Genomic DNA, 7,482 nt, shown 5'->3' with positions numbered 1-7,482 from the left:
TTGGAGTGGAAAGGGGCAAGATTGATAGGGAACAGGTGGTAGCATTGCTCAAGACTTTGGAAGATGCTTCCCGCGAACTTGAGGCCGGACCCATCCTGGATCAACTGGCGGAAGATGCGGCCATTACAATCCAGCTGAACGGCACACAAGGCAACATAAAGCTGCATTTTGATCGTAAGGAGTACGAATCCTACCTGAAGCAGGGGTTAGCCGTTACAACCAGCTATGTGGTCGAACATGCCGAGAGGAAGATCACCATCGCTGGCGACGGCCAGACCGCTGAAGTGAGTGAAATATTGCTGGAAAGAAGCACTGTCGGAGGCAAGCGTCTGAGTTGCAAATCCAGGCAGACTGCCAGGCTCGGTCTTCGTGGAGGCAAGTTGTTGATTCAACATTTGGATGCCGACGTGCTGAGCATCAAGCAAACTGCAAATGCCTTAAAGAATGAGCCGTTTCACAACTGAGTTTTCTTACGGAACAGAGGGAGCCAGGCTATCGATCACGAAAAATCACGAATCTCCTTCGTTATACCGAATGCCGAGAACGGTCCACTGTCATGACTTCCTGGCAAATCGTGGTGAAAGGGAACAGTGCCTGCTTTAGCTCCGACGATCAGCAGGGTTTCATTCACGGCTTGGAACTTGAAAAGTTATGAAATGAGTCATAGAGAAGCTTGATAGTGATGGCCAACACCATGGAAATGAAAATAGGACGAATAAATCCTGTTCCTTTTCTTACCACCATGTGAGAGCCAACGCGAGCTCCGAGGAGTTGTCCAAGTCCCATGGATAAACCGGCGAGATAATAAATGTGCCCGGCAGAAGCGAAGAAAATCAGGGAACACGCATTGCTGGCAAGGTTCATCACCTTGGTGTAAGCAGTGGCTTTCGTGAGATTAAACCCAAGTCCGAGCATTAGGGCCATGGTCCATAGGCTGCCGGCGCCCGGACCGAAAAATCCATCATAAAAGCCCAGCACAAGGCCAAAAATGATGTAGAAGGGTTTGTTGGATATGCGGGGATGGACATCCTTGTCACCAATCCTGGGTTTGAAAATGATGTAAGCTACAATTCCAAGCAGTAAAACGGGAATGAAACGTTTCAGAAATGAAGGGTCGAGTTTCTGAACCAACACAGTTCCAGCGGCAGCACCAATCAGCGTGAAAAAGACGCCAAGGCTGCATTCCCTCAAGGAAACAATCCCGGCGCGCGTATAGTGCCAGGCTGCGCTGCCGGAGCCGAAAGTCGCCTGAAGCTTATTGGTGCCCAAGGCGTACTGGGGAGGCATTCCAACGGAGAGCCAGACAGGAAGAGTGATCAGTCCTCCTCCACCAGCGATGGAATCCACAAAACCTGCAATGAGCCCGGTGGCAAAGAGGATGGGAAAAGTCCACAGGGGGAAGGATTGCGTGGACATTTCAAACATGATGCCCATGACACAAACGAGTTCCGGCGTTCGGGTCAAAGCTGGATCGTGGGAGCTTAGTCTGTCAGGGGAATGGTAAAATAGAATGTGGCACCTTGACCGGAAACACTTTCAGCCCAGATACGACCGCCGTGACGTGAGATGATACGTTGCACGGTAGCCAGTCCGATTCCATGGCCCAGGACATTCGCTATTGGAATGCAACCAGTGAAAAGCACCGAAAAGCCTGTCTGCAAAAGACATGTCGAAGCCGGCTCCATTGTCCCGAACAAAGAAGATCATCTGGCCATCGTGGTCCTTCATTCCAATCTCAATCCTTGCCAGGGGTAGTTTGCCGGTAAACTTCCAGGCATTGTTTAAGAGGTTTTCCAAAGCGATCCGCATGAGCCGTTCGTCGGCGTTGACCTTTAACTCCCCGGGTATGATTATTTCCACCTGCCGCTGAGGTTCCATCTGTTTCAAGTCGGCCATGATCGCATGCACAATCGGAGCGAGATCAATTGGCTGGCGACGTAATTGTCCACGGGTTACGCGGGAGAGATGAAGCAGATCATCAATTAAACGACCCATTTGCGCACTGGCGTCCTTGACGATCCGCAGGTATTGGCGACCCTGATCATCAAGGCGGTCTCCATAATCTTCCCGAACCAATTCACTGAAAGCATTGATGCTGCGAAGCGGAGCCCGCAGATCGTGAGAAACCGAATAGCTGAAAGCTTCAAGTTCCTGATTGGAAGCCTGCAACTGGGCAGTTCGTTCCAGAACGCGTTTTTCCAGGACAGTATTGAGCAGCCGCACCTTTTCTTCGGCCTGTTTTTGGTCTTCAATATCTGTAAAGGTGCCAAACCAGCGAGTTATCTGCCCGGTTTCATCCGGTATCGGCACGGCCCGGATAAGGTGCCAGCGATAGTTGCCGGTTTCCGCATCCTTCAAGCGGCACTCACTTTGGAAGGTTTTTCCAGTTTTAATTGCCGCCGACCACTTTTCAGCGCAACTCTGTTGGTCGTCTGGGTGAAGGAAAGGAACCCAATCCGTGGCCTTCGGGAGCGATTCCTTGTCCAGGCCGAGATAGTCACTCCAACGTTTGTTATAATAATCGGTCCGCCCTTTCGCATCGGCAGCCCAAACAATTTGAGGCATGGCGTCAGCGAGTTCGCGGAAATGAGCTTCGCTTTCCTTTACCGCATGATACAGGCGCGCGTTGTCCAAGGCGATTCCCGCTTCAGCAGCAATCCCTGCGAGCAGATGCTGTGCGCGCTCCGTGAACACCCCGGGCGCCGGATGGCCAAACAGCAAACCGCCCAACGCTTTGCCTGAACGGGAGATAACGGGAACGGCTAAATAACTGCGTACTGGTGAATTCTCAGGGGCGGTGGTTTCTTGCGATTTGGAGCGATGAGTTAATGAGCTTCTGAGCAGGTCATCAATGCGAATAATTTCCTTCTCCGTTTCATTTGGTGATAAAAAGGGGTCGTGGTGCGGTGTTGGAAGCTGAGCCAACAATTCCTTGGGAGCGCCAGCAGTTGAGTAAATTGCCAACCGCTCCTGATGGCCCTGAACTTGTTTGTAGCTGAAAGCGCCGAAACTGGCTCCTGTAATTTCCCGCCCTGCTTCGGTAATTAACCGCACGAGCTTTTGCAGGTCCAATTCTCCCGTTAATGAGGTGCCAATGCGATTAAATAATTCGAGCACGCGGGATCTCTCCTTCAGTTCCTCTTCAGCCTCCTTCAGTTCCGTAACATCAACCATGATTCCGTGAAACTTCAACGCCCCTTGGGAATCCTTGATGACGTTGACGTTATCACGAAGCCAGAGCATTCGACCATCGGCATGGATCATGCGGAATTCCTGGATGAATCCCTTCTGGCTCTCGCTGTGATTCAATCTGGTTTTTATTACTCGTTCCCGATCATCCGGATGAGCGTGATTCATCAGAAAACCGGGGTCCAGCAGCCAGCGTTGCACTGGAAAACCGAGCATGCGTTCCGCCTGACGGCTGACAAAAGTAAACTCTCCCGTACGGGCATTGCTTTCCCAAACGATGCCTTCTATCGAATTAACCAGCTCTTGAAAATCCTTGCGGCTTTGCTGCAAGGCAAGCTCCGCATTTCTGCGATGAGTTATCTCAACAATGGCGGTGGTGTAGAGAGCGTTGTGATTTGAACTTTCTGAAGACCTGGTTATCAGTTCCGCTGGCAGGATATTACCTTTCACTGTGCGCAGGCGAAGTTCAGTGTGGATGTGTTTTCTTGCCCTTTTAACGAGCCGGAGGTGCTTGAAAAATATTGGAAGGTCTTCACTGGAGACAAACTGACTAAACTTCCTTCCGGTAGCTTCCTTGGGAGAGGTTTGTAGGAGTGAGGCCCCGGCACGATTGATTTCCTTGATCATCCCCTCGGTATCAAAAACAACATACCCTACAGGAGCCAGACTAAGCAGACCAAAATAGTAATCGGCCAGCTTCTCAGCTTTTAATTGGGCCTTACGCAAAGCCCGGTGCTCTGATTTCAACCGGGCTAACTGCTGTTCCAAAGGTGGTGCAAGGTGGGAATCTTCAGTGCCTAATTCCTTCCTTTTCGAAACATTCATCTGCCGCCTTTCTCCTGTTAGGGAAGAGGATAAGCCTTTTTTCTTTGAAGATTTCGCTACTATTAGCATGGGATACACTCCAAGTTCTAAATACTCAAACCACTCCAAAAGGGTGGCTCAAATCCATTAGTCAAAGCCAAGTAAAATTTCCCAAAATTAAGATCTTTCGCTAATACTAATATGCTTCTTGAGGTTGCCGCCTGCCAGTAGGGAAACCGCCCTTTTTGCACTAAAATCTTGTGAAGTGTGCAGAGGGTTTGTGAGTAGAACCCAGCAGATTGCGTTCAACACAACACCTCGATATGGGCTTCCAGAGTTGGGGTGGCAGATGTGGATTGCCTGTGGATTACTTGTGAATAACTTTCCATATGCGCTGATTCAGATTTCTGCCAAAGTTCCTGAAATGAAAGCTTTTATGAGGGTGCTGGTGCAGAACACCAATACAAAGCTGTACTTTGGCAGAGAAATTCTCTGGACCATCGATCCCGACCAGGCTTTCAATTTTGAGCGCACCCTCCGGGCATTGGACTTCATGCAGCGGTCCAAGATCAAAAACGTTCAAATCGTCATGAAATTTGACGACGACCAGTTTGATATTCATTTGAGCCCGGCCAAAGCCCATCGCCCGGCTGTCCATTCGTCGTCTTGACGTTTTGTTATGCTTTGTAGACTAAGACCAGAAGGGTTAAAACAATACCTTTGAGATTGATTACCCGGCGTGAGTAGCTGGCAAGGGACACCCAGCCCATAGTGTTATTCTGGAGTGCAATTCGGTTTTTCTGCCAAAATAAGCCAGTAAAGATTGAGCGTTTTCATCATTTCGACCAACCCTTCAAATTTAACGGGTTTAACCAGATAAGTGTTGGCGCCTAACTCGTAGGATTTGTTGATATCCGGGTCTTCCTTGGATGAAGTCAAGACTACCAATGGCAGCCGTTTTAGACCGGGTTGTTGCCGAACCCAGGAGATTACTTCAAATCCGTTCTTGCGAGGCATTTTGAGGTCAAGAAGAACGAGGTAAGGAATGGGATATTGTGTGCGGTTGGAATACGCAGCTTCCCCTTTAAAATAGGAGATGGCGTCCTCGCCATCTTTAACCCTCAATAGCGGATTGGCGATTTGTGCTTGTTTAAAAGCACGTTCCATAAAGAACACATCGTTGTCATCATCTTCCGCGAGCAAAATCGACGGTACTTTAACCAAACTCATGCGTTTACTGTTAACGACCAGAAGCGGTCCGGCAAATGATTTTTTTCCTACAAAGCTCTTTCTATGCGCAAGTTGGGTAGATCGAGGGTTTCGAGTCAATCAGGCTGAAAGCCGAAAGCGATTTCCAAAACCTTTCATTCTCACTTTTCCTTCCTATTCCGGAAAATTCTTTCGATATCGAATCTATAACTGATTCTGGTCCGGGGTGGTGATGGGAAACGTGGGCTTTTTGATGCCACCGGAGAAGGCGGAACCATTGCCATTTACCGTAGCTTGAGGTCTTAAGGGCAGAGTGCACGTAACAATAGTGCCCGTGGGCCGCCCAGCCTTAATTTCCAGGGAAGCGCCGACGGTACTGGCGCGGTAGTTCATAATACGCAAGCCCATGCCCCGGTTTCGATCAATCATGGAAGGAAAAGGCAGGCCGCTATTCCGAATTGTGAGGGTAAGGGTTTCGTCCTTGTTGACGAGATTAATGCTGACTTGTTTGGCTTTGCCGTGTTTTACGGCATTAGTGGCAGCTTCCTGAGAGATTTTGTAAAATTGGGTGATGGTGTTTCGGTCAAGGTGCGGAGTTTCCCCCTCGTGTTTGAAGCGGCAGGGAATTTCAAAAAGTTTCTTGATGTCGGCTGCAAGTTGATTAAGAGCGGAGGGAAGATTATCCTCATCCAATTCTGCGATAGCCAGATCGTGCGCCAGGTCGCTCGCATGATGCATGGCCTGATTGACCAGGGTTTGGATCCTATGCGCTTCCTCGGCTTCGGGAAGATTCTTCTTTTTTAATCCAATTTCCAATCCCTTCATCATCAGGGTAATGCCCGCGAGCTTTTGGCCAAGGTCATCATGGAGGTCCAAGCCGATGCGGCGGCGCTCTTTCTCTGTTATTTCCAACAGTTCATTTTCGAGGCGTTTGCGCTCCTGAATGGCGTTTTCAAGCTTGCCGTTCGTGGCGACCAGGTCAGCGGTTCTTTCCTCCACGCGCTTCTCCAATTCATCGTGCGCTCGACGCAGAGCATCCTGGGCTTGTTTGCGCTCAGTGATATCAGTGACTGAAGCCAGCCAGCCGGTGATCCGCCCGTGATCATCCTTGATGGGGTTGGCAAGCATGAGCACATCAAAGCGCCTGCCATTCTGATGTTGAAAACGCAACTCAGAACCCTCGCCAGGATTTTTGCCTTCAGTGGTTTGTCGAAGGGCCTGTTGGATCGTGGCCACTTCCTCAGCTGGCCAATAGGGATATGGTGGCCGGGTTTCCAGGAGTTCTGCTTCGCTCCAACCCACCATTTCGCAGAATGCAGAATTTACATAGGTATGCTTCCCCTCGAGATCCACTGCGGCGATCCCTGAAGGAATTGAGTCTTCAATGGCGCGGCGGAAGGTCTGTTCCTTGGCGAACTTTGCCTCGGTTTTTTTCCGCTCGCGGCGTACCTCCGCTTCCTGCATTTCCCGTTCAATGGCCGGCACCAACCGGGTCAGCCGGTCTTTCATGACATAATCATGAGCCCCGGCTTTCATTGATGCGACGGCGGTATCTTCATCGATATGGCCCGAAACAATGATGAAGGGAAGATCGATGCCTCTTTCCTGAAGCAACTTCAGGGCGGCAGGACCACTGAAAGAGGGGAGTACGTAGTCAGCAATGACCACGTCCCAAGGGTGTTTCTCCAAGGCTTCCAGCATGGCTGGAGCGGTTTCGACGCGCTCGTATTCCGGTTCATAATCTGCCTGGCGCAGTTCCAGAAGCAGCAAAGCGGCATCGTAGTCAGAATCTTCGATCAACAATACTCTTATGGCTTGGCTCACTAACGTTCCTTATTATTAATCATTACCTTATCACTAAACTGGAGCCAATACAAACTCAGCTGCCTGACCGTTTCAACAAACTCGTTAAAATCCACCGGTTTCCTTATGTAATTGTTGACTCCGAGTTCGTAACTTCTTTTTACGTCCTGCTCTTCGTCGGAAGAAGTCAGAACGACCACAGGTAAACGGCGAGTGAGTTCATGTGAGCGCAGTTGACGGAGAACCTCCAAACCATCCATTCGCGGAAGTTTTAAGTCGAGCAGCACCAGTGCCGGGAGCTGTCTGGCATCCCGATGAGAGTAACTGCCTGTTCCCATGAGAAATTCAATCGCCTCCACTCCATCATGCGCCACGAACAAGGGGTTGTTGATTGAGTTTTTCTGAAGGGCTCGACGAGCCAGGATTTCATCGTTCCGGTTATCCTCGACGAGGAGGATGTAGTTATTCTCCATAGTT

Annotated in this window: 8 protein-coding genes; 2 read left to right on the top strand and 6 right to left on the bottom strand. The window is 49.9% G+C overall.

Annotated elements, in window-relative coordinates; translation table 11 throughout:
• The coding region (locus tag CFLAV_RS35785) for a hypothetical protein (RefSeq protein ID WP_007417987.1) at positions 1–464 on the top strand (464 nt) is incomplete at its 5' end.
• Positions 465–627: 163 nt separating this feature from the next.
• On the opposite strand, the gene CFLAV_RS26600 is transcribed toward CFLAV_RS35785, so the two are convergent.
• Genes CFLAV_RS26600 through CFLAV_RS33245 form a run of 3 tightly spaced genes read right to left on the bottom strand, consistent with a single transcriptional unit; the run spans position 628 to position 4,014 of the window.
• On the bottom strand, positions 628–1,434 hold the full coding sequence (locus tag CFLAV_RS26600; RefSeq protein ID WP_007417985.1) for a TSUP family transporter: 807 nt from the start codon (positions 1,432–1,434) through the stop codon (positions 628–630).
• Between the two features lie 47 nt (positions 1,435–1,481).
• Positions 1,482–1,580 carry an ATP-binding protein gene (locus CFLAV_RS37930; protein WP_160164666.1) on the bottom strand — a complete coding sequence of 33 codons (99 nt, stop codon included), beginning with the start codon at positions 1,578–1,580 and terminating at the stop codon, positions 1,482–1,484.
• Positions 1,537–4,014 carry a PAS domain S-box protein gene (locus CFLAV_RS33245; RefSeq protein ID WP_007417984.1) on the bottom strand — a complete coding sequence of 826 codons (2,478 nt, stop codon included), beginning with the start codon at positions 4,012–4,014 and terminating at the stop codon, positions 1,537–1,539. Before CFLAV_RS33245 ends, CFLAV_RS37930 begins: the two co-directional genes overlap by 44 nt.
• Before the next feature lie 259 nt (positions 4,015–4,273).
• On the opposite strand from CFLAV_RS33245, the gene CFLAV_RS26590 reads away from it, so the two are divergent.
• Positions 4,274–4,663, top strand: coding sequence for a hypothetical protein (locus CFLAV_RS26590; RefSeq protein WP_150107610.1), 390 nt, complete (start codon positions 4,274–4,276; stop codon positions 4,661–4,663).
• Positions 4,664–4,767: 104 nt separating this feature from the next.
• Here CFLAV_RS26590 and CFLAV_RS26585 read toward each other — a convergent pair whose 3' ends face one another.
• From CFLAV_RS26585 to CFLAV_RS26575, 3 genes are all read right to left on the bottom strand, one after another.
• On the bottom strand, positions 4,768–5,223 hold the full coding sequence (locus tag CFLAV_RS26585; protein WP_007417981.1) for a response regulator: 456 nt from the start codon (positions 5,221–5,223) through the stop codon (positions 4,768–4,770).
• Positions 5,224–5,406: 183 nt separating this feature from the next.
• Positions 5,407–7,026 (bottom strand): hybrid sensor histidine kinase/response regulator, encoded by a 1,620-nt coding sequence (locus tag CFLAV_RS33240; RefSeq protein ID WP_007417980.1) that lies wholly within the window; start codon positions 7,024–7,026, stop codon positions 5,407–5,409.
• Entirely contained in the window at positions 7,026–7,478 is a 453-nt protein-coding gene (locus CFLAV_RS26575) for a response regulator (protein ID WP_007417979.1), read from the bottom strand. The genes CFLAV_RS33240 and CFLAV_RS26575 overlap by 1 nt, the downstream gene beginning before the upstream one ends.
• Between the last annotated feature and the right edge of the window lie 4 nt (positions 7,479–7,482).

The organism is Pedosphaera parvula Ellin514 (assembly GCF_000172555.1).
Taxonomy (GTDB): Bacteria; Verrucomicrobiota; Verrucomicrobiia; order Limisphaerales; family Pedosphaeraceae; genus Pedosphaera.
The sequence above is the reverse complement of the archived record's forward strand: the minus strand, read 5'-3'. Positions and strand labels throughout refer to the sequence as shown.